Here is a 24206-nt window from a genome sequence, read left to right on the forward strand (position 1 = left end):
TATAGTTGATACAAGCAATACACAAAGACAGAACGCCATATCCCTCTCACCAAAAATGAGGAGGGTGCAATGCATACGCTCGGCGTATGCATTGCACCCTCCCTGTTAGCAAGCACTCACGGCACAAGAAAGAGTATTCTAGCCAATGGTAACCGTTCCATCGGGGTTGACATGGAGCTGAATCTGCTTGCGTGGCGTCGTGGCAGGGCCACTGACGACGTTGCCACTATTGGCGGGATCGAAGGTCGAACCATCAGGTGGGCAAATCAGCTTATTGCTATTCGCGTCATAGGTGAGCGTTCCGCCATCTGTGGTGCAGCCGATTTCGTAGGCGACGAAGTTGCCATCGGGCATGCGGATCAACAGGCTATCTCGCCCATCCTCGGGATTGGTGAACGCCTGCGCGGTCCCAAACCTCTGGTTGGTATTACCAATGACCCGTCCCGTGTGGACAACCGGCGTCCCCTGCGAGGACGGAGGAGGCGAGGCAGCCTGCTTTGGCGTGCGCGCCGGCGCGCTTGTGCTTGCCTTCTGGCTGCTCGCCTGCTGCCCGCTCCCCTGCGAGGCGAAGGCTAGGCTCATACCGCCTATCATCAGGACCAGGATGCCAACGATAAGCACAGCCAGCATATGTTTACGGCTCTTCGGCACACGCTCAATCTGCGCCTTCAATAGGGCAACCAGCCGAGCCGCCAGGACCTCGATGCGCTCCTCTTTCGCCGCTTTCGCTGAGACTGGAGTCACTCTTGGCGCTATGGGAGAGCTTTGCGTCTCGCTCGCCTTAGCACTTACGGGTTCCATCGCGACCGTCGCATAGTTCTCGGACATAGGTCGCTGCCGCTGTGATAGCGGCTGTGTGCTGCGTGCCATAACAGGCTTCATGACCTGTTGCTGTGCCTGCAAGCTCTGCCTGGCCAATGCCTCGGGCGTCAGCGGCACCGTCTCCAGCTTGGAGGTCACAATGGGAGGCATGAGCTGCCAGTGAATCTTGCGTGGCAGAACGGGCATCGACATAGACGTTGAAGACGTACCACTAGCAGGCGTACGTGGAGGTATCCCACCCAGCGAAATAGGACCTGTTCCTCCCTGACGAGGTATTCCACTCAAAGAAATGGGGCCTGTTATATTTACCGTACCCTGACCAGGAATAGACACTGGTGCCAGCCTGCCCGACTGCTGCATCCCCCGGGGAGCATTAAGCAACTGTACAACTCGCGTAAAGGCAGCAGCGAAGTCGCCCGCAGAGCTATAACGTTCCGCGGGGTTACGCTCCAGAGCACGCTGCAAGACCAGGTCCAGGCCATTGGGCACATCCGCCTTAAATTCCGTTATCAGGGGAGCGGATTGCTGCACATGCATGTTGGCAAGCTCAAATGGATCACTGGCCTTGAAGGGAGTGCGCCCGCAAAGCATCTCAAAGGTTATGGCACCCAGAGCATAGACATCGGCGCGCGGGTCCAATCCCTGCCCTTTGACCACCTCGGGCGCCATATACTCGGGCGCACCCAGGAAGGAGCCCGAGAGGCTTAACAGGTGAGGATAGGCATGCTCCACAGGAGCCAGGCCCTGCATAGCCAGCATCGACACCAGGCCAAAACCCACCACCTGGAGACTCTTAGCATCCACCCAGATATTCAGCGGTCGTAAAGCTCCATGTGCAAATCCGTGATTATGCGCGTAATCCAGGGCCTCCGCCAGGCGGCGCAAGATTCGTGAGGCCTGCAAAGGCGTCAGTTGCCCACGCTCGCGTACTAGCTCTGCCAGCGTATTGCCAGAGACCAGCGGCGAAACCATGTAGGGCAATCCCAGGTGCTCGCCAAAATCTTCAAGCGGCTGAACGCAGGGATGGCGCAATTGCAACAGGCTCGAAGCAATTGTGGTAAAGCGAGCGATGAAACGCACCCGCGCCTGAGGAGACAGAGTAGAGGGTAAAAAGTAGGTCGTGAGCATAACCGGGCGCGCTGATCCCTCCTGACGAGCCTGGTAGACTGCGTTCAGGTTCCCTCGCCCCAACAACTGCTCAACCTGGTATGTCCCCAGCGTTTGACCCACTAACTCATCAATAGATAGCGAAGACGTAGACATACGAAGATAGCTCCCTGAAAAAATTACGCCCCGGACTACAACACTACTGATCCGAAATCCTGAGCGCGGAGCGCTAGTCACGAGAGTGACGTTGGGTTCCGGAATAAGAACATAATGAAGACAATCAAGAAAATACTTTGACACACTATGAATACTTATAGTAAATGAAGTGTATACATTGAACAAGATACTCGTCAACTGCTATGAGCTGGCACTAGGACTTGTGGGGGGAGCTAAAAAGCGTTACCATGAGGGGACACTATAAGGGAGGAAGATACACACATTTTATGAGCGAAGTTATTTCTCGTCTCGCTGATGCGACACCTGCCTGGTTAAGTACCATCCTGCGCGAGGCTGGCTATCTTTCTCAGGGCAGCGTTGCCTCTGTGGATCAGCTGATCTCTGACGCCTTTAACTCAAGCACTGCCCATCTACGCCTGGTCTATAGCGAAGATGCAACTGCTACACCGCCACAAGATCTCGTGCTCAAGCTCCAGAAGAATCACGATGGAGAGAACGAGGTCCAATTCTATCGCCTGGTCGCTCAGCTAGGCGCAAACCTGCCGATGCTCGCCCCCTGCTTCGCCCTGAACTATGATGCGCAGAGCGGGAACTCCTATCTCCTCTTCGAGGATCTCTCGCCCACACATGTAGCGCCCGTGACGCGCCAGCAGCTTCTTGAGGGGCAGGGAGTTCCGCGCGCCGATCAACTCGATGGCATCGCGGATGCTCTCGCGGGCTTCCACGCCTACTGGTGGGAGCATCCCGATCTGGGTAAATACGAGGCGACAGCCATTCGCCCCTGGTGGCGCGATAAAGAAACCTACCAGCAGCATATCGAGCGCCGCACCCGCGAATGGGATTCCTTTAAGCAGAGCGCAGCCAGCGAGGTCTCGCCTCAGATCCGTGCGACCTATGAATATGTGCTTGGACGTATGCCAGCTCTCTGGGAGGAATATCTGGAGGAGCGGATCACCAATCGTCACCAGCTTACCCTTTCGCAGGGCGATTGCTACCTGAGCAACCTGCTCTGCCCACGCGAGGTCGCGGGCGAGGCCGAGGAACCCAAGGGGCAGACCTATATTCTCGATCTGGAGGCCGTTAGCGCCAATTTCCCGACCTATGACCTGGCCTACCTGATGCCCACCTTCTGGTCGCCTGAGCAGCGCAAGGTCCATCGCCCCGAGGAACTTTTCCTGATTCGCTATCTCCAACGCCTGCGCAAGTTTGGCGTTGAGAATTACAACTGGGCCATGCTCTGGCGCGATTACCAGATGATGGTTGTCTTTATGCTCTTTGATCCCATCTGGGACCAGACGGCGGGCGCGTCGCGCGCTTACTGGTATCCCAAGCTTCACTGCCTGGTACGCAACTTCTGGGACATGGGCTGCGGCCTCACCCTACGCAAACTCGCAGAGAAGAAATAGTGTTGAGAGTCAATCCTATTGCGGGCAGATGCCCACAATAGGATTGACTCTCAACACCTGACACATAATGAGAAATTAAATAAATGAGGAAAGGTCGAGGTGTTTTTCCAGGACGTCTGCCAGCCTGTCGTAGGCCTGCATACGCTCAAAGGGCCGCATCTCTGGCACCGGGGCTGCGCGCCGCTCTCCCAATGCTCTTAGGATCGCATGGCGAAAGGCATCATTCTCAAACAAGCCATGCAGATAGCAGCCCGCGACCCAACCCTCTTCGCTAAGAAAACCATCCGCCACGCCGTTTACCTCTAGCAGCGGCACAAGGGAGGTCGAATTCGCATCCGCCGTGCGACCGAGATGAATTTGATAGGCTCGCAACGGCTGCTCAGGCACAAAGGCAAACAGGCCCCGACAAGCAGCCCTCGTCAAGTTGGCCACACTCTGAGAGGTTACCTTCTCCTCTAGAGAGGCGAAAATCGTCTCCACCGGTAGAAGACTCAGGCCAGCCTCAACCGCTCCCACGTTGCCCTCAGCACCTGTTGGATCACATAGATGCTCACCAAGCATCTGGTAGCCACCACAAATGCCCAGGATCGCTACACCCTCCCGCACCAGGCGACGAATTTGCATACCCAGCCCTGTGCGCCAGAGCCAGGCCAGGTCAGCAAAGGTATTCTTTGTGCCGGGAAGGATGATCAAGTCAGGCCGTTCAGGAAGCTCCTCGGGGGAGCTTACCAGGTGCAGGCGCACCCCTGGCTCCGCCGCTAAGGCATCAAACTCGTCGTAGTTGCTCATATACGGCAGGCGTGGTATCACAAGCTGTAGTTGTCGAGTGGCTTCTCCCTGCTGTTTCTGCGCCAGGAGCGCTGTTCCCTCTTCCAGCGCGACACTGTCTTCCTCGGCAATTCCCAGATCCCTCACAAAAGGCACCGTTCCCAGCACGGGTATCCCCGCTCGCGCCTCCAGCATCCGCTCACCCTCCCGCCATAACTCCAGGTCGCCACGAAACTTATTCACAATCAGGCCCTTGACGCGCTCACGCGCATCGGGTTGAAGCAACATTAAGGTTCCAAGCAGCGAGGCGAAGATGCCGCCCCGGTCGATATCCCCCACCAGCAGCACCGAGGCATCTGCCCAGTGTGCGACGCGCATATTGACCAGGTCATAGCGCGCCAGGTTGATCTCGACCGGGCTGCCCGCACCCTCAATTATTACCAGGTCATAGGCACGACGCAGGCTCTCCAGGGCTTGCTTTACCACTGCTTCAAAGCCTGTACGCTGGCGATAATACTCACGCGCCTCCATCGTGCTTAGAGGCCGCCCCAGCATAATAACCTGGCTGCGCGAGTCTCCCTCGGGCTTGAGTAGAATAGGATTCATCTCGACTGTTGGCTCAATGCCTGCCGCCTCGGCCTGGACTGCCTGGGCGCGCCCAATCTCGCCTCCCGCTGGGGTGACAAAGGAGTTAAGGGCCATATTCTGAGCCTTAAATGGTGCCACACGCCAGCCCTGGCGGGCGAAGAGGCGACACAGACCTGTGACCAGCGTACTCTTGCCAACAGTCGAGGCTGTTCCCTGTACCATGATGGTACGTGCTAATTCTCCCATAGCTCCTTCTCCTCACTTTGTAATACCCCTAACGCTCCTACCAACCTGGACCATTCATGTGCCTGCCGTGTAGCGACCCGTATATACTGTGGTAGGCCAAACGAGGTACAGTCGCGCACCAGGAGACCTCCCTGCAATAAAGCCTCTCGCAACTGCCTTGCATTCCCCACATGTATCAGCGCATAGTGCGTGCGCGTCGGCACCACTCGGAAGCCCAGGCCTTGCAAGGATCCAAAGAAGACCTCTCGCTCCCACGCTAATCCTTGCAGACTATATGCCAGGTGCTCCCTGTCCGCGAGGACTGCTGTAGCCACTACCTGCGCGGCTCCATTGACATTCCAGGCGGGCAGGTTAGTTGCAAGCTTTGCTGCCAGTTCAGTAGGCGCCACGGCATAGCCGATCCTCAGCGCCGCCAGGGCGAAATCCTTAGTCAGGGAGCGCAACACAATCACCCGTTCCTCCTCCTGCACCAGCTCCAGTGCCGTCTCCTCTTCGGCGGGAAAGAGAAAATGGCGATACGACTCATCAATGACCAGCAGCGTTCCTAGCTCCGCACACACTCGAGCCAGCTCACGCAACTTCATCAGAGGTAGCCACTCCCCGGTTGGATTATTGGGATTACAAAGCCAGAATAATGCCGGGCGCAGCCTCCTCAACCACTGTATAACTTCGGGTATATCTACCTGAAAGTCGTCCTCTTCCCGTAGTATACAATCGCTCACACTGGCCCCCACAGCCTGTGACGCCGCCTGATACTCGCCAAATGTCGGCATCAATTGCGCGACCACAGCTCCTGGATAGAGAAAGGTACGCGCGATACTCCAGATAAGTTCGCTTGCACCATTACCACATACTAACCACTCTATCCCTACCTGTTGAGCATCAATCTCATAACGCAATAGCGCACGTTTCAAGGCGAGACAGGCACGATCTGGATAGCGCTCAAGCGCCAGGCCAGCCAAAGCCTGGTGAGCCAGCGGTGAGGGGCCATAGGGGTTGGCATTGACGCTGAAATCGTGTATCTCCTCTGGGCGCAAGTCCAGGCGCTCCAATTCTCTGTAATCCAAAGCGCCATGCACCGGCAGTTCGCGCCCGTCTAATTGCTCCTTTGTATGTGGTGGATATTGCTGCATCTAGCCTCTTCCTGCTTGCCTCCATATACGCACGACCAGCGCGAGCAGGAAGGCACAGGTTCCAACCCACCAGGTCATACGCTCTGCCTGGGCGATAACGGCGGGCGTTATGTTCCGCCTCTCCTCCCCAAGGATGTAATGCTCGACCTTCTCTAGACGCACGCCCAGCGCTCCCGCTGCCGCCGACATGGGATGCCCGGCGTTTGGGCTCTCCGTCTTGCCCGCGTCACGGCGCCACACGCGCCATGCCTCTTTTCGCGATCCTCCATAGAGAGGCGCACAGGCGATGATGAGCAACGCACTGAGGCGGGCCGGAAGCAGGTTGAGTAGATCATCCAGTCGCGCGGCAGCCTTCCCCAGATACTCGTACTTACCATGATAGCCTATCAGCGAGTCAAAGGTGTTGACCAGTCGGTAGAGCGCCGCACCCGGCAAGCCAAAAAGGGCATAGTACCAGAGGGGCGCGACAACCGAATCGCTCACATTCTCTGCCAGCGATTCAATCGCCGCCGCCGCGACCAGCTCGGGACTTAAGTGTGAGCGATCCCGGCTTACCAGGCTTCTTAACGCCTCACGAGCCTCCTCCAAGTCCCCCTGCTCGAGTGACATGCGTACCTGCGCCCCCGCCTCTACCAGCATCCGCAAGGCAAAAAAAGGCTTCAGAGCCATTCCTATGAATACTGCCGAAGCGAGCAAGCCTACTCGCGCTCCTCCATAGTCTTTGGCCTTCTTCTCTATGCTTCCTATTAGACCTTGAAACAACTTCACCGGCACAAGAACCAGTGGAAAAGCTACCAGCAACATGATGACGCCATACCTTAGCTGTGCCCCTTGGCCGCGAGGGGCACGGCTCTCAAGCGCTCGAATGAGCCTACCATACCAGACGACGGGATGCACGCTGGCGGCTGGCTCGCCTATGAGGTCAAAGGCAGCCGCCAGCAAGAGCACCAGCGCTTCATGCACACTTCGTTGCCCTTTTGTCTCTGGCATGGGCTAAAACTCGATGCCCTTCTGGGCCTTAACTCCGGCGTCGTAGTGATGCTTTATATCCGTGATCTCCGAGACTGTATCGGCATACTCGATCAGTTCAGGGATGGCGTAGCGGCCTGTGATAATGATGTGCATCCCCTCTGGGCGCTGCTCCAGCACCTGGTGCACCTCTTCCCAGGCCAGCCAGCCGTATTTAAGGACATAGGTCATCTCGTCCAGCACTATCAGGTCATAGTCGCCCGAGAGGATCTTCAGTTTGCAGATTTCCCAGCCCTGGCGCGCCAGCTCTTTATCCTTCTCGATGTCCTTGGAGAGCCAGGTAAAACCATCGCCCAAAGGGTGAATCTCGATGCCTGCCTTGCGCGCCGCTTTCTCCTCGCCCCAGTTGGCTGTGCGCGCCTTGATAAATTGCAGCATGCAGACACGTAGGCCCTGGCCCCAGGCGCGGAAGAGCAGGCCCAGCGCCGCTGTGGTCTTCCCTTTGCCCTTCCCGGTGTTGAGAATGACCAATCCCTTCTTCTTCGCGCTCTTTGCGCGTTCGCGCCGGGCCGCATGGCTGGCGCGCTGGCGCTTCAGCCGCTCCTCTTCGCTTAGTTCTACATCCTCCTCTGGATCGTACCCCTCCTCTATTTCCTCGTTGTGTTCCAGTTCTTCTTCTGTCATGACCACCACTCCTCGCGCCTGCGGCGCGTATTAGGGTGATGGGAGAGTGACTGGAGGGACCAACGGCCCCCCAGTCACTCTCCCATCACTGGCTCTTTATTTAGACTGTACCAGTACAGTAATCGGGGAGCGCGCCGGGGAATTTGTCGGGGTGAACGATCTGGGCAACGCATTGTAAACCCTGCACGAGGCGCGGGCCAGGACGCTGCATGATGTCAGCGTTGACACGGTAGACTTTGCGGTCCTTAACGGCCTGGATGGTGCTCCAGTTGGCGCGCTTATAGACGCTATCAGGGGTGCCACCATAGGCGGGGTCTTCCGTAAGAATCACGATCTGGGGGTTGGCGCTCAAAACCGCCTCGTCGGTGACCTGGGGGTATCCTTCGTTGGCGGTATTGCTATGAAAGATGTTGGTGGCGCTGGCATCTTGCAATAGTTCGTCACCAAACGAGCCGCCACCAAAGACATAGGGCTTACCAGGCGTGCTATCATCAACCTCGAGCAAGACCCTTGGCGCGGGGGCGCCCGCAACCTTCTGCTCGATATCATCGCGCTCCTTCTTCAATTGCGCGACCAGGTCATTAGCCTTGGCTTCACTATAGGTCAAGCGCCCCACCAGCTGAATCTGGTCAAAGGTCTGGCTGAAATTCGTCAGGGAGAGGTCAACGATGTTGACGCCAGAGTCCTTAAGTTTGCTATCATATTGCTTGGTCAGCCCACCAGAGGAGAGCACCAGGTCAGGCTTGAGCGCGATAATCTGCTCGACGTTGTAGCCCTGGGTGCTGGAGACCTTGGGGAGCTTCGCCAGGTCAGTAGGATAGTTGGTAAAGGCATCCACTCCAATAACCCTGCTTTGCAGGCCCAGTGCGCCCAGGATCTCGCTGGTGCTGGCCGTAAGCGATATAATGCGCTGGGGGGCCGCTTTAGGCATATTAATGGGTTTGCCGTAGTAATCGTTCGCTGGGGCCTGCGTCGCCGCGGGTGTGGCGGATGAACCTGTCTGTGTAGAGCCACCACAGGCCACCAGCAGCGCGCAGAGCGCCACTAACATCAGGGGCAACAGACGATAGGAGATGACACGGGTAGACATGAGTCGTACTCCTCCAAATATATCAAGATAGACAACGACACCGCCCGTCGTCACCTCGCGCCCTTTGGAGGTATTGCAGAAGACATGGGGAAAAGGTTTCCAGCGTGCGGCAGGAGTCGCCTCGCAACCCTTCAAAGCCTCAACGCTGTTCCATGCACTCGCTCCTTTGACGCGAAGGATGAGATCGGCACTATTGGGCAGGTCTCCTGGCTTCTGGCTGCAAACGCTTCTCACCGACCTTCCCGCGCGCAACAGAACGCAGTGGTATGTTTATGCACCCCTTCTCGGGGCTGGTGAGTCGCTCGCCAGTTACAGTAGCGCGACTGCGCCGGACTCGCACCGGCTTCCCTATTCTGCCCGCTATAGCTCTGCGGGCCACCCAATGTGTTTGATGTGTATCAACAACAGGCTCTATTCTACCACCACGGGGGCATGGCGCGCAAATGCTTCAGTTCCACAGGCAGACCAGCCACGAGCAAGTACACGCGCTCCGCGGCCTCCGCCAGGCGCTGATTGACCCTCCCTAACCCATCGCGATACACGCGCCCCAGAGGGGTATCTGGCACCAACCCCAGGCCCACCTCATTCGAGACCACCAGCAATGTTTTGCCCGAAGGAAGCTCTCGCACCGCCTCCAATAGCCGCTCTACCTCGTCCAACAACTCCTGGTCAAAGAGTGCACCAGGTTGTGCAATCTCACCCTCGCAGGCTACCCCGCTCTCATGAAAGAGCCAGTTGGAGAGCCAGAGTGTCATACAATCTAACACAAGCACATCGGCCACCTGCGCCCCCTCGCGCACCGCCCTCGCCAGGTCCAGCGGCTCCTCAATCGTCACCCACTGCTTCGGGCGGTCGGCGCGATGCCGGGCGATGCGCTCGCGCATCTCCTCATCGCTCGCCATGGCCGTGGCGATAAACGCCACTTCTCGCCCGCTCGCCTCGGCCATACGCTCGGCGAAGGTGCTCTTCCCACTACGCGCCCCACCCAGCACCAGCACCAACCGCGGACGCTTCTCACCCCTACTCATCAAATTTCTTCCCTCCTAAATCCCTATGCTTCCTTTCATGATATACTGAAGCATATCACCATTTCCATATTCCAACATCTCAAAAAGAATAGATCTACTATCAAAGCAACCATCCCGATTGCGTAGGTACACCACACCTCAAGCGCTAGAGAGGATTTCCCAGGCATGAAAGGGCATAACCATATCGCCTTTAGCCTTGCCGCAGCCGCTGTCGTCAACACGCTCATCTTCGACGTTACGCACCTCTCAATGGCTGGCAGCCCGGTCAACCTGGCGCTCACAGAGCAGCTTCTCCCCCTGGCCTCACAAACGCTCACCTTCACCGATCTCCTCTATAAAAGCGCCTTCTATGGCGGGATCGTGCTTGGCTCAGTCGCGCCCGATATCGATCATCCTAAGAGTCTTATCAGCCATCTCTTCCCCTGGGCCAGCCGCATTGTTACCAGTTTCTGCAAACATCGCACACTTACCCACAGCCTACCTGGTATTGTTGCCGCGACCATCTTCTGGGGTATCCTGCTCGCGCTGGGACTCGGTCTCTTCAATGCCACTGTTTTCTCCCTCTCTGCCGAGATGATGCATGCCGCCTTCCTCTTCTACCTCGCGACCGCCCTTGGTTGCCTCCTACACAGCTTTGAAGATACCATGACCTTCGCTGGCATCCCCTGGCTCTATCCTCTCTCCAAGCGTAGCCAGCACTTCGCCTTCATCCGCTTTCGCTCCGGTAGCCTGACTGAGTACGCCGTCGTACTCTTCTTTATTGTGCTCGTAGGCCTCGGCCTGCTCTACCACCTCTTCTTTGTCTAGTTCAAACACAGGCTGAGAATCTATCAACCATCTGGACATTGACCAAGGTCAATATGATACTATTATCAACATTGACGTTCTCGTCCATAGCCTGCTCTATGATGAGCTAAGAAGAGATGGTTTATCTTGAAAAAAACTGAGTCTACCTTTGGCAACGAACTGGTTGGTAAAAGAACGGAATATGTCCCTCTCTGTTGAGAGCGATGGTATAAGCGAAGAGGGCTGGCTGCCCGCGCCAGTTCCCGGGACGGTTCACCAGGCCTTGCTCGACGCTGGTCGCATTCCCGATCCCTTCCAGGGCACCCTTGAAAATGATATTCAGTGGATCGGCGAGCGTGACTGGCTCTATCGCTGCTCCTTTACGCTTACAGATGATGTCCAGGCCGCTGAACATGTTGTGTTACAGTTCGAGGGTCTGGATACTTACGCAACAGTCTGGCTCAATGGCGTGGAGGTCGCGCGCAGCACCAATATGTTTGTGCCTCTACACGTCGAGGTCACTAACCTGCTCCGCCCCGGTCAGAATGAGCTCTTGATCAATTTTGAGTCCGCGCTCAGATTGGGTCAAGCCCTAGAAGCCCAACATGGCAAGCACACATCTTGGAACGGCGATAGTAGCCGCTTATATGTCAGAAAAGCGCAATATCACTATGGCTGGGACTGGGGTCCAGTTCTCATGACCGCCGGCCCCTGGCGCGCTATCTCGCTGCTCGCCTATAAGAGCCGCATCGTCGATGTGTTGTCTCAGCCTGAGGTCAGCCCCGATCTAGAAAGCGCTCTGCTCTCTGTCACCACAGATATTGAGCTTGGTGGCACGGATCCTGCTAATGTCTCGTGCAGTGTCAGTATCTATGATTCACAGAATACGCTCGTTGGCGAGCAGGAACTTCCTGGCACGGCCCTGGAGCTTCTGCCTGACCATGGGCAGTATCGTCTACAAGCCAGGCTACAGCTTGTCCAGCCGCAGCTCTGGTGGCCACGTGGATATGGCGCGCAGCCTCTCTACCGCCTGGTGGTAACGCTTCACGATGAGCAAGGCAGCACCCTGGACCAACGCGAGATACGCACGGGACTACGCCGCCTGGAGCTAAGCCAGCATGCCTTCTCCGATCAACCAGGGAGCTCGTTTTACTTTACCATCAACAATACGCCTATCTTCTGTGGGGGCGCAAACTGGATACCCGCTGATTCACTGACGCCACGCATCTCGCCCGAGCGCTATCGTGCCTGGGTGCAACTGGCGGCGGATGCCAATATGGCCATGCTGCGTGTCTGGGGAGGCGGTATCTATGAAGAGGATGTCTTCTATGACGCCTGCGATGAACTTGGTATCCTGGTCTGGCAGGATTTCATGTTTGCCTGTGGCATGTATCCCGCGCTAGACTGGTTTCAGGCAAGTGTTAAGGAGGAGGCCGAGGCTGCTGTTCGTCGCTTGCATCATCACCCCAGTATCGCGCTCTGGTGCGGCAATAACGAAGATTATATGGTCGCTTCATCTACGGGACACTATGATGCCACATTTGAAGGCGATTTTACTACCCTACAATTCTCCGCCCGTGAACTCTACGAGCGCGTACTCCCCGAGGTGTGTGCCCGCCTCGATCCCTCACGCTCCTACTGGCGCGGCAGTCCCTATGGTGGCACCAACGGCAATAATCCCGAAGTAGGTGATCAACACGTCTGGGATGTCTGGCATGGTTTTATGAGGAAGTACCAGGACTACCCCAGACTTGGAGGCCGTTTCATCAGCGAATTCGGTATGCAGGCCACACCAGTTCGCTCAACGATTGAAGCCTTTACCTCAGCAGAGGAGCGCTATCCACTCAGTCGCACCCTGGAGCACCATAATAAGGCTTCTGACGGATCACGCCGCCTGGCCGTTTACCTCTCCGATACGGTGCGTAATCCGGCCGATCTTGATAGCTACATCTACGCCACCCAACTTGTCCAATCGGAAGCGCTCTGCTCAGGTATCCGAGGTTGGCGCCGCCAGTGGCAAGGACTAGGCAAAGAGTATATCGGAGGCGCCCTGGTCTGGCAAATCAATGACTGCTGGCCCGTCACAAGCTGGGCCATGGTCGATTACTACCTGCGCCCGAAGCCTGCCTACTACAGTGTGCGCCGCGAGCTGGCTCCTATCGTCGTCGGTCTCGCCACACAGGATAAGCAGCACGCCGCCGTCTGGGCCGTCAACGCCACGCAACAGCCCCTCGATGTCCACCTGGCTCTCCAATGGTGGACCCTCGAAGGCGAGCTGGTCGACGAGCAGCAACGTGCCTACACACTTGAGCCCAATCAGGCGACCGAGCTGCAAACGGCCTCCTTTGTGGCCACTACAGGCCACATCCTGGGCGCGCGTCTGCTTCAGGGAGACCAGGTTCTCGCACGAGCCACCCTCTGGCCTGAACCCTTCAAATACCTTACCCTGCCTGAGCCAGGCATCCGCGTAGAGCGCCTGAGCCAGGACACACTCTCGCTGCAAACGCAGCGCCCCGCCAAGGGCGTCTGGCTCACAGCCGAGGACGGGGTCAAATGGAGCGACAATATGCTCGATCTCCTGCCAGGCGAGCGTTATATCATTAAGGCCGAGAGCCTGAAGCACGACAGCGTCATTCACATCGATTGGCTGCGCGCATAACAAGAGTTATAACAAAAAGGCAGTGTTGAGGGGTCTCAACACTGCCTTTTTGTTGTCAATTTTCCTCGATTCATCTCAACCTCTTGACTTTTTCCTGTCTATCTTATATAGTTAGTTACACGAGTAACTAACCAGTTAAGTAGGTAAGTTATGGCACAGATAATTGATGACAACCGGCCAATCTTTGTGCAAATCGCTGAGCGGATCGAAAACGATATCCTCGGCGGCGAGCTACCCGAAGAGTCGCAGGTGCCTTCTACGAACCAATTTGCGTCCTTCTACCAGATCAATCCGGCCACAGCCGCGAAGGGCGTCAATCTTCTGGTAGATCAAGGCATCTTGTATAAGAAACGCGGTGTCGGTATGTTCGTGTCAAGCGGCGCTCGCGAGCAATTAATGCGTAAACGTAGAGAGCTTTTTTATGAGCAATATATTGTGACTATGATGCGTGAAGCCCACAAACTGGGTGTCACTACACAACAGCTGATTGATATGATACAGAGAGGGGAACGTAGCCAATGAGCAAGGTTGTCGAAGCCCAGCGGCTAACCAAGACCTATGGTAAGGTCACGGCAGTCGATCAGGTTAGTTTCGCCATTGAAGAGAACAAGATCTATGGGCTACTTGGCCGCAATGGGGCCGGAAAAACGACGATTATGCAGATGATCACGGCCCAGATCTTTGCTACAAGTGGAGAATTACTGGTCTTTGGAGAACAACCCTATGAGAATAATCGCGTGCTCGGCAAGATATGTTTCGTTAAGGAGAGCCAGAAGTATCCCGAGGGCCTCCGTGTCTGCGATATGCTGGACCTCTCCCTCTCGTTCTTTCCCAACTGGGATCGCGAGTACGCCAGCGCCCTGGTAGAAGCTTTCCGCCTACCTATAAAGCGTCGTATCAAGGCTCTCTCCAGGGGCATGCATTCCGCTCTGGGTATTGTTATCGGTCTCGCCAGCCGCGCGCCACTTACCATCTTCGATGAACCATACCTGGGACTTGACGCCGTAGCACGCAGCCTGTTTTATGATCAATTGATCGAGGACTACGCCGACCATCCGCGCACTATTGTCCTCTCTACTCATCTCATCGATGAGGTAAGCCGGCTTTTAGAGCATATTCTTGTCATCGACCAGGGTCGATTAATCATCGATGAGGAGGCAGATGCGCTCCGCGAACGCGCCTTCACTATCGTTGGAACGGCCTCAAAGGTCGATACCTTTACAGCAGGTAAGGAGCTACTTGAGCGCAAGGCCTTTGGCTCGCTCGCCGAGGCCACGCTCCTTGGGTACCTGGATGCTGATACACGGCGCCAGGCCGAGGCGTTGGGGCTAGAAATCGCGCCCATCTCCCTGCAACAATTGATTATCCATCTCACGAGCGCGCGAACCGAAAGAAAGGCTGTGGAAGTCCTATGAATCGCATGCAAGCTATCCTTCATATGCACTCCAAAGATTGGTTCTGGTGGCTTCTTGCGCCCTGGTGCTGGGTTTTGTTACCATCTTTCGCCATCAACCTGATCATAAGTTTGTTCACGCACACGGATACAGGCATTTATACTGGCGGCCTTGCCTCCATTTACATCTATATGCTCATCATTGGCCTACTCGTTGTGTATCGCACCTTTTCCTTCGCTCTTGGTTTTACTATGCGCCGCACAGATTATATTCTGGGAACAACGCTAGTCGCAATAACAGTCTGCGCAACCGAAGCCATTGTGCTGCTTCTACTCTCTTTCATTGAAGCAGACCTAACAGGGGGTTGGGGTGTGAGGCTGCACTTCTTCCACCTGCCCTATGTTAGCGATGGCTCATTCCTGGCTCAATTCTGGGTGTACTTTATTGCCCTGGCTACCCTTTATACTCTGGGCTTTATTATCGGTAGCCTCTATCAGCGCGCTGGCCGCACTGGTCTGCTGGCTACGAGTGGTGCGGTACTACTACTTGGCACAATTGGCTCATTCGCCTGTACACAGTTCAACTGGTGGGGGAACATCTTCGCCTGGTTAACCCATCAGAGCGCAGATGATCTAGCTTCATGGTTCCTTTTACCGCTCGTTGCCTGCCTCTCAATCTCCTATGTATTGCTGCGTAAAGCAACTATCGCTTAGATAGCAGAAAGGAAAAGCATTATGTCAACTCTCAGCCACACCAATCATTTCTCCTACGGAGTATATGAAATGCAATCGGCAAGCGAACATCAGGAGTACGAGATGTCTTCTTTCCAAAAGCCAGACAGCGTAGCCAATGAGAAGCTTCGCGCTCCCAGGCGCGACATGCAGAACATCTACCGCTTTATACTGGCAATCACCTCCATGCTCATGCTCATTCCATTTGCCCTCCTCTTTATGGTTTTTATGGGAGGGGCACAGGGCTGGATCGGCTTTGGCATTGCCGCCATTGCCATCTTTCTCATTGCCGTCGTCGCCATTGATAAAATTGAGTAGATAAGTCATACATCAGGTAAAGCATACAACCGGCTGGCACTTTGGCAAAATAGGCCTAAAGTGTCACCACTCGAAAGGATTCGCCATGTCAAACCAGATTGGCCAAGAAACACCCTATAGGCTTGAAGCGCCGCTCGCATTAGCAGCCACGGCCCGGCCTCGCCTCTTCTTTGTCGACCATACACGCGTTTTACTAACGATGCTGGTCATCATCCATCACCTTGCTCTCACCTATATCGCTGGCCCCTGGTATTACAGGGAAACAACACATGATCTGCTCACAAACTTGCTCCTGGGGCTGTTGGTTCTCTTTAACCAGTCTTTCTTCATGGGCTGTTTCTTCCTGATCTCAGGCTACTTTACCCCCGGCTCATATAATCACAAGGGACCGAAAGCCTTTCTCAGGGATAGGTTTCTACGCCTGGGGCTGCCGCTCCTGATCTTTACATTCATCCTTAATCCCTTGATCATCTACCTTGGCGCTGGCACCCCCATACCCTATGGATCATTCCTGCTTAAGTATGGCGTTTCTACCATTGGCACTGGACCGCTCTGGTTCGTCGAAGCGCTGTTAGCCTTTGACTGCCTGTACGTGCTCTGGCGCTGGTTGACTCGCAAACGCGCAGCTTCCACATTCACCTTGGCGACCAGCAAGCCACTCACCTATCGCGCTACCCTGATATTCACACTCTCCCTGGCGCTTATCACCTTCCTGATGCGCATCTGGCTCCCTTTCGGCTGGACCATTCCCTTGCTAAATCTCATCCCCTCTAACTTCCCTCAGTATATCGGACTGTTCCTCGTCGGTCTCCTGGCAGCTCGTCACGGCTGGTTTCAGCGTATACCAGCCTCAATGGGAAAGGTTGGCCTGGGCGTCGCGCTCGGCTCTACGCTTATCCTCTTTATCCCAGCGCTACTGAGTAGCTGGGGAGCCTTCGTTGGCGGTCTGCACTGGCAGGCATTTGTCTACGCGCTCTGGGAAGCACTCATGGGGGTTGGCATGAGCATGGGCTTGCTCATCTTCTTTCGTCAGCGTATGAACCGGCAGGGCAGCCTGGGAAAGTTTCTTAGTAGGCAAACCTACGCCGTCTATATCATTCACGCCCTTATCCTGGTTTGTGTGGCGGAATATGCGTTAGGTAGTCTGCACCTCTACCCACTGCTCAAGTTTGCACTCGCTATGCTCATTTCTATTCCGCTCTGTTTCGTGTGCGCCTACTTGCTCCGCAAGCTCCCGCTAGTGCGTAAGATCCTCTAAACGTAGCATAAATATACATCATTCCAATTTACTGGTCCTTGACGTTCTCATGATTAGTACTGTATAGTACTAATCATGAGAAGCACATCGAATCGCGATCAGGTCATCAAGGTAGGGGCCGAGCTATTTCTTGCTCATGGCTTTACTACCACAAGTATGGATGACGTGGTCAAACAGAGCGGCGTTGCCAAATCGAATATCTACTATCATTTTCAGAGCAAGGACGAGCTGGCCCTGGCTGTGCTAGAGAAGCATATCGCTTCGCTGCAACTGCTCTTCCGCCAGTGCGTGCTTGAAAACAAGGACGACACACTTTTACAGAAGCTACGAGCGTATACCGATGGGTTGATCGCTGAACTTGTAGAGCGTGAATGCATCGGCGGTTGTCCCCTTATGTCGCTCATGGTGGAGGCTGGCAAGACCAACGAACGTCTGCGCGAACGTCTGCGCCAGTTCTTCAGCCAGCAAAACCAGGGGCTTGAAAGGCTCCTGAACGAGGGAAAGCGCCTGGGGGAAATTCGTTCTGACCTGCCAACATCAGCCCTTGCTTCTCTGTTCATTTCATGGCTTGAAGGGAGCCTGATGGTGGCTAGCATCGAGAAGAGCGCCACAGCGCTCCGGCAAGAACGCGATGCCCTGCTTCACCTGTTCCAATCCTCCTGATCACTGAAACCAGAGTGGCCCTCTTTTTTAAATGACGGTCTGTCAAATAGAAAGAAGCGTGCTCTTTTTTTTTGCACACATATTAGTACTGACTAGTACTAAATAAAGGAGAATAGCTATGCAACACATTCAACATGGTATTTCTAGTATCGAGGGTCTGCGCCTCGCCCACAGCTATGTCATCGAGGCCACCGATGGCCTGACGCTTGTCGATACGGGGGTTCCCGGCTCTCTTCCTCAGATGGAGAAGGAGCTCAAGAACGCAGGATATCAGCTCAACCAGGTCAAGCGCGTACTTATCACGCACGCCCACTGGGATCACTATGGCAGCCTGGCCGCACTCAAGGAGGCAACTGGCGCCCAAGTCTACGCCCACCATCGCTATGAGAGCGCAGTCATTCGTGGCGAGAAGAGACCCCTGCATCCCTCAAAGGCGGAGCTAGGCGCCTTTGACCGCATCGTCTATGATGCCTGGGTGATACCCAAACTACGCCATACTGTAGCTGTTCCGGTCGATTATGAACTTAGGGAGGGTGATCGACTCGATGAGGTACTTCCCGGCCTGGAGGTTGTGGATCTAGCGGGACATAGTCCGGGCCAGTGTGGCTTCTGGCACGCGGAGCGCGGTATTCTCTTTGGAGGGGATGTTATGATGCGCTCCCCCCTGGGTCGTTTCCTCCTACCCATGGTTGCAGCAACTCCCGATATAGCCGAGGCCAAACGCTCAATCCATAAAGTTGCTGAACTAAATGTTGCAACTATCTGCCTCGGCCACGGCCAACCACTGATCGGCAACGCCGTCAGCACCATTAAAGCCTTTGCCAGTAAGTTCTCTTAAGCCTGGACGAATCAGGCTAAACCGCCGAAAATCAGGTGAAGGTTTGACCAGAAGTTCTTGACTCAGCACTTTTGGTCGAACCTTCAGCCAATCTACCACGAGAACTTGCGAGGAGATGAGCGAACGCTTATACTACAGACTATGACAAAGCATCTCGCCGAACAGATCCCTGAGATATATGAGCGATACGCTCTTGAATGGGATGCTGATCGCAATAGCAGAAAATGGAATGACAAGGGTTGGCATGATCGGTTCGTCAAATGCCTGACTGAAGGCGCAACCGTTCTCGACCTTGGATGTGGGTCAGGAATGCCTGTCGCTCACAATCTCGTACAGCATGGACTTCGTGTCACTGGTGTCGATACCTCTTCGACGCTCATCGCCCTCTGTCGCAAGCGCATGCCGGAGGAGGAGTGGATTGTGTCGGATATGCGAGCGATCGCGCTTCACCGGCGATTTGACGGCATTCTCGGTTGGGACAGCTTTTTCTTCCTCAAGTCCGATGATCAGCGAAAAATGTTCAAGGTGTTCGCCGCCCACGCAGCCCCTTCAGCTTTCCTTCTGTTCAATACTGGTCCACGGCACGGCGAGGCAATTGGTGAGTATCAGGGAGAATCACTCTACCATGCCAGCCTCGATCCAGCGGAATACCAGATGTTGCTTGATCAATTCGGTTTCGATGTTGTGGCACATGCTGTCGAAGACCCTACTGCTGGTGGACGAACAGTCTGGCTTGCTCAATCTCGAAGGCAATCGTGATTGTGCACAGCCCAGATTCAGAAGTGTGTCAAATCCACCCTTAGCCTCATTTATCAACAGATCCATTAGCATATGTCACTTAGAGTAGCGCCAGCACAAGGAGCAACACAACCTCAGTGAGTTCTTCAATCGCGCCATAGCTGTCGCCTGTCAGGCCGCCTATCTGCGCGTTTATCCAGTTGCCAAACAGAAGGGCGCAGATACCCGCGCAAACCCAGATTAGCAGACCAATGAGTAGACCCAGCCCCGAGGCCAGCCAGGCGCCCGCTATCAGCGCGATCACCAACGAGATAACTCCTGCCTGCAACACCTGCCCACGTGTAACCACCTGCCTGTAGCTGACACCCAGGCCACTCGTGCGCGCATTGGGGAAGACATACAGCGCGAGCAGCATGGCCCAGCGCCCCAGGACCAGCGTCAACATGAGCGAGGGCACCAGGTGCGCGCCCGAGATGCTCCCCAGAAAGGCCCACTTGAGCAGCAATGCGCAGATACCCCCCAGGACACCAAAGCTACCTACGCGACTATCGCGCATGATCTCCAGTTTGCGCTCACGCGTCCTCCCTCCCAGTAACCCATCGCACGAGTCCATCAAGCCATCCAGGTGTAGCCCACCCGTCAGGATCACCAGCCCGACGACACACAGCGCAGTCAACGCCAGGTGCGGCAGACGAAAGCCCAATACCCAGGTGACCAGCCATAAGAGCAAGCCAAAGATCAATCCGACTATAGGAAAGTAGGCGGCCCCAATCCTTGTCTGACTGCTTGTGCTAGCGTCCTGTGTGCTCTGCGGCGCTCGTCCCGACCTCGAAGGTACTGGCAATACGGAGAGGAACTGTACTGCCGCGACGAACTCGGCATACTGCTCGCCCAATGAAGTATTTGTTGGGGATAGCGATGGCCGCCACTTTGGTCCGCGCGGGGGCTGTGATCCCGACGCTTGCCGCCCCCTGCTCACGCTACCATAGCTCGTTCCTCCTGGTCGCCAGGACCCTGAGTCCCGCTCGGTTGGCATACTGTGTGGTGTTGGCTCATTCTCCATACTCTGACTGCACTCCTTCTCCCGCTATACTGGAACATCTCGAATAAGGAAAGAGAATTGTGGGGACGCCCCACACCCCGGCAGGAGGGAGACCCTCCTGCACCTCCCCTCTTTTTCTGATCACCTAGTTACCGCTGCTCATTCAGAAGCGCCAGTATGGCTGCTAATGGCTCGCCCTCTCTCTGACCAGGAAAGAGGTCAATAGCGCTCAGCGAACCAGGGTCCAGGCGAAACTGCCACTGGCGCCCCACGGGAGATGCCAGCAGGAGACACAACAGCACCCGCAATGGACCGCCATGGCTTACGAGCACATAGTGAGCCTGTTCCTCCCACTGCCCCCCAGCCCCAACATTCACATCCATAAATATTTTGCGCAGACCCTTGCGTACGCGCATGACCAGTTGCTCAAAGCTCTCTCCACCTGGCGGCGCCTCGCCTACCGGATCACGGAAAAAGCCTGGTTGCTCTGAAGTATTGGCCATAATCTCTTCATAGGTCAGACCTTCCCAGGTACCAAAATGCATCTCTCGCCACTCCAGCGCCTGTTCTATGGTCACCGATCCAGGCACGCCCTGGCTGATGATTTCGGCTGTCTGCACAGCACGCCGGGTATCGCTACTATAAATTTTTGCAATAGCCTGTCCCTTGAATCGCTGCGCCAGCCAGCGAGCCTGTTCCTCTCCTTCTGATACGAGCGGAGGGTCACTCCAGCCACAATAGCGTTTCTCCACGCTCCACCGCGTCACCCCATGCCGCGCCAGCCACAGCCGCAACGGCCTGCGCAACATCCTCAACTCTTCCAGGCTCACATCATCAACCATCATCTCACCCCTTAATATACGCAATCATTAGAGCATCTACCAAATTGTAGAGACCAAGCTGGCTTGGGCTTTTCCCGAGGGCAGCAGTGATCAGCTCCCATGGCAAGGCCATGCTAGCATGGCCCCTCCATAATCAGTAGCCGCGTACGCCAGTAGCGGGCTACTCTCCACCTAGCTCCTCGCGCAGAGGCGAGGCTGGATCGTTTTGCAGGAGAAAGAGCAGGCGCTTGCTGGAGCCGCCACTATCAGGGGTGGCGGCGCTCACAATCTGCTGTAGCTCTTCCGCGTCCAGGTCGCACGAGGGATCCCAGCCGTAGCGTTTGATGTCCACGCGATCCTCCCCCGAGAACTCAATGCCTTCGGCCTCTAACAGCTCGCGCATGCGCCCCTTCTGCCCAAAGGCCCAGCTTCCACTCAGCTCGCCCTTGCTATTCACCACGCGCTGTGCGGGCACCCCCTCATGCGCGTCATTCATGATCCAACCAATCATGCGCGCTCCGCGTGGATAACCCAGCGCCTTACCAATCCAGCCATAGGTCGTCACGCGCCCCTCTGGGCAGGCCTCTACCAGGGCAAAGACCCGCGCCTTCAACAGCCCCACCGGCTCCGGCGTCGTAGAAGAATTCTGTATCATATCACCCTTCCTTTTGCGTAATTCCTGTAAACTCAAAACGCATCGTACCGCAACCACCCCCGCCAATGCAAGCGTAAGTGCTATTTACATATACACAGATCCATACCAGCCCATCATACCAGCTATGCACCTTCTCTTCTAGCTATTTTCAGTCTTACTTGCTGACATTTGCGCATCACACATTTTTCTTAAGGTATGCTCATGTTGATCAATATATTTCATGCAAAGGAGCAACTTATGAATCAGCAATGGCAGGCGGAATCGGGCTTTGATCGAGTGGACCAGGCTGGCTACACCCCAGGAGTATGGATGTGTCACACCAGAAGAGGCCGATAAGTGGATTGAGTACATTGGAGAGGCCAATCACTCTGGGCGCTTCTTTCACATGCTGACCTCGTTCATCACTCTGGGGCAGAAGCCGGCGTAACTATCCGCTAGTACTCTTTCCTTGTATTTAGGCTTTTTAGACAGTACACTCTCTTTAACTCCTAATAACTAAGAAAGAAAGTAGGTCGCGCTTGGTACATAGCCAGGATCTTCAGCTCCTACAACTACTACAATTGGCAGATAGCGCCCTTCCCATCGGCAGTACCGCACACTCCTATGGCCTGGAGACGCTCGCCGACGACGGAGATCTCACCAGCGAGCAGCTCTTCTCCTTCTTCTCTGACTATATGCAAGAGAACGGGTTGCTGGAGGGCGCCTTCTGCCGCGAAGCTTGCCGCCTTAGCAAGCTTCCGCCTGCTAACTTTGCTCCCGCCTGGCAAATGCTCAATATGCGTTTAAGCGCCTTCAAGAGCGCACGCGAGTCACGTACGGCAAGCACCACACTAGGGAGGCGCTTCCTCCAGCTTGTCCAGTTGCTGGCTCAGGAGAGCGACCGGGGCGAACTCCTGGCGCTGGCGCTACGCATGGCAAAGTTAACTCAGAGCGAGGCCCACTATTGCACGGCCTTTGGCCTGGTCGGCGGTATGTTGGAGATAGAGGAATCAACCCTGGTGCTGGCCTATCTACAACAAACCCTGACCAGCCTGGTCTATGCCTGTCAGCGCCTGCTACCTGTGGGCCAGAGCCAGGCCAGTAGCATCATCTGGCATCTCAAGCCAATTCTAATCGAGGTTGGAAAGCGTATCGATCACGCCTCCCTGGATGAGGTCACTAGCTTTACCTTCCTGCCGGATCTGGCGAGCATGCGCCACCCAACCCTTACCACCCGGCTCTTTATCAGCTAAAAAAGCTATCGACCACACTTGCTGCGAAAGTGTATTAATTCAAAAGCTCAGCGTTGAGCCCGGCGCTACTTGCGTACACGCCTACTGCCGACAGTAGGCGTGTACGCAAGTAGCGCCGGGCCATTAGATTGCCTGTTTACTATGCTTCATACAGAGTCTGAAAATCAAATCAATCACACTCAACTTGAACCTGCTCAGTTCAGACCGAGCATTCGGGGAGCGCTTCATCTGCGCTTCGTGCGCTCCGAGGCCCACACAATAACGCGCCTACGCGTGGAGCAACAGCACCCGCCGCTACGCGTGATTCGCGCCTTTCCTCTGCCAGAGGGTGGCGCGCTGGTCCACCTGCACAATCTCTCGGGTGGGGTCCTGGGCGGCGATCAGTTGGAGCTACACGCAACCCTGGAGGCGGGCGCCTACGCACAACTTACCTCGACGAGCGCCACGCGGCTCTATCGCAGTCATCCTGGTGATTCCCTGGCTCGCCAGAACACTCTGCTCCGCGTCGGCGAGCATGCCCTGCTCGAATACCTGCCCGATCCCCTGATACCTTTTGCTAGCTCTCGCTATCAACAGGTGACACGCATCGAGCTGGCCCAGGACGCGGGCCTCTTCTACTGGGAGATCGTGGCGCCAGGACGCAGCGAGGAGCGCTTCGCCTACCAGCAACTCTTCCTGGATCTGGATATCTACACACCCGAACGCCTGATTGCCTGTGAGCGCGCCCACCTGGAACCAGCTCTGCGGCCCCTTACCTCGTCCACACGCCTGGGACCCTACACCCATTTCTGTACCTTTTATATCTGCCGCGTAGGCATCGAGGCTGGACGCTGGACACAACTGGAGCGCGAACTGGCAGAAATGGCCCAGGAGATCAGCTCTCAGGAGATATTCTGGGGCGTAAGCACGCTCTCCGCGCATGGCCTGGTCATCCGCGCGCTCAGCAAGCAGGGCCGCACCCTCCAACAGCAGCTACCAAACTTCTGGCACAAGGCACGCACAGCCCTCTACGGCCGGAGCGCCACCATGCCACGCAAAATCTATTAAGTAGAA

General features: G+C 55.7%; 24 protein-coding genes and 1 riboswitch. Of the genes, 14 read left to right on the forward strand and 10 right to left on the reverse strand.

Annotated features, from left to right (window positions below):
* Positions 1-138 precede the first annotated feature (138 nt).
* Positions 139-2085, reverse strand: coding sequence for a protein kinase domain-containing protein (locus JMJ04_RS35175; protein WP_201375039.1), 1947 nt, complete (start codon positions 2083-2085; stop codon positions 139-141).
* Positions 2086-2372: 287 nt separating this feature from the next.
* Here JMJ04_RS35175 and JMJ04_RS35180 point away from each other — a divergent pair, with 287 nt between their 5' ends.
* A complete protein-coding gene (locus JMJ04_RS35180) occupies positions 2373-3512 on the forward strand; it encodes a phosphotransferase (protein ID WP_201375040.1) in 1140 nt (379 codons plus the stop codon).
* A 75-nt stretch (positions 3513-3587) separates the two neighbouring features.
* On the opposite strand, the gene JMJ04_RS35185 is transcribed toward JMJ04_RS35180, so the two are convergent.
* The 6 genes from JMJ04_RS35185 to cobU form a co-directional block, all read right to left on the reverse strand.
* Positions 3588-5114 (reverse strand): cobyric acid synthase, encoded by a 1527-nt coding sequence (locus JMJ04_RS35185; protein ID WP_201375041.1) that lies wholly within the window; start codon positions 5112-5114, stop codon positions 3588-3590.
* Positions 5102-6247, reverse strand: coding sequence for a pyridoxal phosphate-dependent aminotransferase (locus tag JMJ04_RS35190; RefSeq protein ID WP_201375042.1), 1146 nt, complete (start codon positions 6245-6247; stop codon positions 5102-5104). Before JMJ04_RS35190 ends, JMJ04_RS35185 begins: the two co-directional genes overlap by 13 nt.
* The gene (cbiB, locus tag JMJ04_RS35195; protein ID WP_201375043.1) at positions 6248-7237 is read right to left on the reverse strand and encodes an adenosylcobinamide-phosphate synthase CbiB; all 990 of its coding nucleotides are present in this window, start codon (positions 7235-7237) and stop codon (positions 6248-6250) included.
* 3 nt (positions 7238-7240) lie between these two features.
* Positions 7241-7900, reverse strand: coding sequence for a cob(I)yrinic acid a,c-diamide adenosyltransferase (cobO, locus tag JMJ04_RS35200; RefSeq protein ID WP_201375044.1), 660 nt, complete (start codon positions 7898-7900; stop codon positions 7241-7243).
* 100 nt (positions 7901-8000) lie between these two features.
* Positions 8001-8990: an ABC transporter substrate-binding protein gene (locus tag JMJ04_RS35205; protein ID WP_201375045.1), complete on the reverse strand. Its 990-nt coding sequence runs from the start codon at positions 8988-8990 to the stop codon at positions 8001-8003.
* A 179-nt stretch (positions 8991-9169) separates the two neighbouring features.
* Positions 9170-9388, reverse strand: a riboswitch (cobalamin riboswitch).
* Positions 9389-9406: 18 nt separating this feature from the next.
* Positions 9407-10018: a bifunctional adenosylcobinamide kinase/adenosylcobinamide-phosphate guanylyltransferase gene (cobU, locus tag JMJ04_RS35210; RefSeq protein ID WP_201375046.1), complete on the reverse strand. Its 612-nt coding sequence runs from the start codon at positions 10016-10018 to the stop codon at positions 9407-9409.
* Positions 10019-10183: 165 nt separating this feature from the next.
* On the opposite strand from cobU, the gene JMJ04_RS35215 reads away from it, so the two are divergent.
* The 10 genes from JMJ04_RS35215 (at position 10184) to JMJ04_RS35260 (ending at position 19424) form a co-directional block, all read left to right on the forward strand.
* Positions 10184-10825, forward strand: a complete 642-nt coding sequence (locus JMJ04_RS35215) for a metal-dependent hydrolase (RefSeq protein ID WP_201375047.1) — start codon at positions 10184-10186, stop codon at positions 10823-10825.
* Positions 10826-11006: 181 nt separating this feature from the next.
* Positions 11007-13463, forward strand: a complete 2457-nt coding sequence (locus JMJ04_RS35220) for a beta-mannosidase (RefSeq protein ID WP_201375048.1) — start codon at positions 11007-11009, stop codon at positions 13461-13463.
* 150 nt (positions 13464-13613) lie between these two features.
* On the forward strand, positions 13614-13985 hold the full coding sequence (locus JMJ04_RS35225) for a GntR family transcriptional regulator (protein WP_201375049.1): 372 nt from the start codon (positions 13614-13616) through the stop codon (positions 13983-13985).
* Positions 13982-14878 carry an ABC transporter ATP-binding protein gene (locus tag JMJ04_RS35230; RefSeq protein ID WP_201375050.1) on the forward strand — a complete coding sequence of 299 codons (897 nt, stop codon included), beginning with the start codon at positions 13982-13984 and terminating at the stop codon, positions 14876-14878. Before JMJ04_RS35225 ends, JMJ04_RS35230 begins: the two co-directional genes overlap by 4 nt.
* Entirely contained in the window at positions 14875-15570 is a 696-nt protein-coding gene (locus JMJ04_RS35235; protein ID WP_201375051.1) for a hypothetical protein, read from the forward strand. Before JMJ04_RS35230 ends, JMJ04_RS35235 begins: the two co-directional genes overlap by 4 nt.
* A 21-nt stretch (positions 15571-15591) precedes the next feature.
* Entirely contained in the window at positions 15592-15906 is a 315-nt protein-coding gene (locus JMJ04_RS35240; protein ID WP_201375052.1) for a hypothetical protein, read from the forward strand.
* A gap of 85 nt (positions 15907-15991) precedes the next feature.
* Positions 15992-17164: an acyltransferase family protein gene (locus JMJ04_RS35245; protein WP_201375053.1), complete on the forward strand. Its 1173-nt coding sequence runs from the start codon at positions 15992-15994 to the stop codon at positions 17162-17164.
* A 75-nt stretch (positions 17165-17239) separates the two neighbouring features.
* The gene (locus JMJ04_RS35250) at positions 17240-17827 is read left to right on the forward strand and encodes a TetR/AcrR family transcriptional regulator (RefSeq protein WP_201375054.1); all 588 of its coding nucleotides are present in this window, start codon (positions 17240-17242) and stop codon (positions 17825-17827) included.
* Positions 17828-17945: 118 nt separating this feature from the next.
* Positions 17946-18665, forward strand: coding sequence for an MBL fold metallo-hydrolase (locus tag JMJ04_RS35255; RefSeq protein ID WP_201375055.1), 720 nt, complete (start codon positions 17946-17948; stop codon positions 18663-18665).
* A 57-nt stretch (positions 18666-18722) separates the two neighbouring features.
* A complete protein-coding gene (locus tag JMJ04_RS35260; RefSeq protein ID WP_201375056.1) occupies positions 18723-19424 on the forward strand; it encodes a class I SAM-dependent DNA methyltransferase in 702 nt (233 codons plus the stop codon).
* Between the two features lie 79 nt (positions 19425-19503).
* Here JMJ04_RS35260 and cobS read toward each other — a convergent pair whose 3' ends face one another.
* The 3 genes from cobS to JMJ04_RS35275 all read right to left on the reverse strand — a co-directional run bounded on the left by cobS (position 19504) and on the right by JMJ04_RS35275 (position 21921).
* Positions 19504-20466: an adenosylcobinamide-GDP ribazoletransferase gene (gene cobS / locus JMJ04_RS35265; RefSeq protein WP_201375057.1), complete on the reverse strand. Its 963-nt coding sequence runs from the start codon at positions 20464-20466 to the stop codon at positions 19504-19506.
* Between the two features lie 128 nt (positions 20467-20594).
* Positions 20595-21290, reverse strand: coding sequence for a histidine phosphatase family protein (locus JMJ04_RS35270; protein ID WP_201375058.1), 696 nt, complete (start codon positions 21288-21290; stop codon positions 20595-20597).
* Between the two features lie 157 nt (positions 21291-21447).
* Entirely contained in the window at positions 21448-21921 is a 474-nt protein-coding gene (locus JMJ04_RS35275) for an MGMT family protein (RefSeq protein WP_201375059.1), read from the reverse strand.
* A 268-nt stretch (positions 21922-22189) separates the two neighbouring features.
* On the opposite strand from JMJ04_RS35275, the gene JMJ04_RS35280 reads away from it, so the two are divergent.
* The 3 genes from JMJ04_RS35280 to JMJ04_RS35290 all read left to right on the forward strand — a co-directional run bounded on the left by JMJ04_RS35280 (position 22190) and on the right by JMJ04_RS35290 (position 24200).
* Positions 22190-22348 carry a hypothetical protein gene (locus JMJ04_RS35280; RefSeq protein ID WP_201375060.1) on the forward strand — a complete coding sequence of 53 codons (159 nt, stop codon included), beginning with the start codon at positions 22190-22192 and terminating at the stop codon, positions 22346-22348.
* Positions 22349-22439: 91 nt separating this feature from the next.
* Positions 22440-23153, forward strand: coding sequence for an urease accessory protein UreF (locus JMJ04_RS35285; protein ID WP_201375061.1), 714 nt, complete (start codon positions 22440-22442; stop codon positions 23151-23153).
* Between the two features lie 273 nt (positions 23154-23426).
* On the forward strand, positions 23427-24200 hold the full coding sequence (locus tag JMJ04_RS35290) for an urease accessory protein UreD (RefSeq protein WP_201375062.1): 774 nt from the start codon (positions 23427-23429) through the stop codon (positions 24198-24200).
* Positions 24201-24206: the final 6 nt, after the last annotated feature.

The sequence above is a fragment of the Ktedonobacter robiniae genome (genome assembly GCF_016587375.1).
In the GTDB taxonomy this organism is placed as follows: domain Bacteria; phylum Chloroflexota; class Ktedonobacteria; order Ktedonobacterales; family Ktedonobacteraceae; genus Ktedonobacter; species Ktedonobacter robiniae.